This is a genomic window from Streptococcus sp. GMD4S, assembly GCF_000296955.1.
Genome location: NZ_AJRE01000232.1, coordinates 1 through 1352 on the forward strand (window position 1 = coordinate 1; position 1352 = coordinate 1352).

The window sequence follows — 1352 nt, forward strand, 5'->3', positions numbered from 1 at the left end:
CTTTTTGAGGATGCAAAAAAAGCAGCGCCAGCCATCATCTTTATCGATGAAATTGATGCCGTTGGTCGCCAACGTGGTGTCGGTCTTGGTGGAGGTAATGATGAACGTGAACAAACCTTGAACCAACTCTTGATTGAGATGGATGGTTTTGAGGGAAATGAAGGGATCATTGTTATCGCTGCGACGAACCGTTCAGATGTTCTAGATCCAGCTCTTCTCCGTCCAGGACGTTTTGATAGAAAAGTCTTAGTTGGTCGCCCTGATGTTAAAGGTCGTGAAGCAATCTTGAAAGTTCATGCTAAAAATAAACCTCTGGCAGACGATGTTGATTTGAAACTAGTTGCCCAACAAACCCCAGGTTTTGTGGGAGCTGACTTAGAAAATGTTCTAAACGAAGCAGCCTTAGTTGCTGCTCGTCGCAACAAATCAATCATTGATGCTTCAGATATTGATGAGGCAGAGGACAGAGTGATTGCTGGACCATCTAAGAAAGATAAAACAGTATCACAAAGAGAGCGTGAATTGGTTGCTTATCATGAGGCTGGACATACCATTGTTGGTTTAGTACTGTCAAATGCCCGTGTTGTTCATAAAGTTACCATTGTACCACGTGGACGTGCAGGCGGATACATGATTGCACTTCCTAAAGAAGATCAAATGCTTCTATCTAAGGAAGACATGAAAGAACAATTAGCAGGTTTGATGGGTGGTCGTGTAGCTGAAGAGATTATCTTTAATGTTCAAACTACAGGAGCTTCAAATGACTTTGAACAAGCTACACAGATGGCGCGTGCAATGGTCACTGAATACGGTATGAGTGAAAAACTTGGCCCAGTTCAATACGAAGGTAATCATGCTATGTTTGGTGCACAAAGTCCTCAAAAATCAATTTCAGAACAAACAGCCTATGAGATTGATGAGGAAGTTCGTTCATTATTAAATGAGGCACGAAACAAAGCTGCTGAAATTATCCAATCAAATCGTGAAACGCATAAGTTGATTGCAGAAGCGTTGTTGAAATATGAAACATTAGATAGTACACAGATTAAATCTCTTTACGAGACAGGAAAAATGCCTGAGACAGTAGAAGAGGAATCCCATGCATTATCTTATGATGAAGTGAAATCAAAAATGAGTGAAGAAAAATAAATTTAGAGAGGTTCAACCTCTCTTTTTATGTTCTAATGTGATGGCTACCGAGCGGATGCCCTGATAGTCGACCCTCCTCGTACAGGCTTAGATGATAAGCTGTTGGATACCATCCTGACCTATGTTCCAGACAAAATGGTCTATGTATCCTGCAATGTTTCGACCTTGGCACGAGATTTGGTTAAACTAGTAAAAGTCTATGA

The 1352-nt window shown here is 41.0% G+C and carries 1 protein-coding gene and 1 pseudogene; both read left to right on the forward strand.

All coding sequences use genetic code 11. The annotated features are described in order from the left end of the window. Positions 1-1149: ATP-dependent metallopeptidase FtsH/Yme1/Tma family protein (locus GMD4S_RS08945; RefSeq protein ID WP_000652203.1), on the forward strand; the 1149-nt coding region annotated here is incomplete at its 5' end. A 39-nt stretch (positions 1150-1188) separates the two neighbouring features. Then, positions 1189-1352 (forward strand): annotated as a pseudogene (locus tag GMD4S_RS13785) (23S rRNA (uracil(1939)-C(5))-methyltransferase RlmD); the annotation flags it as partial.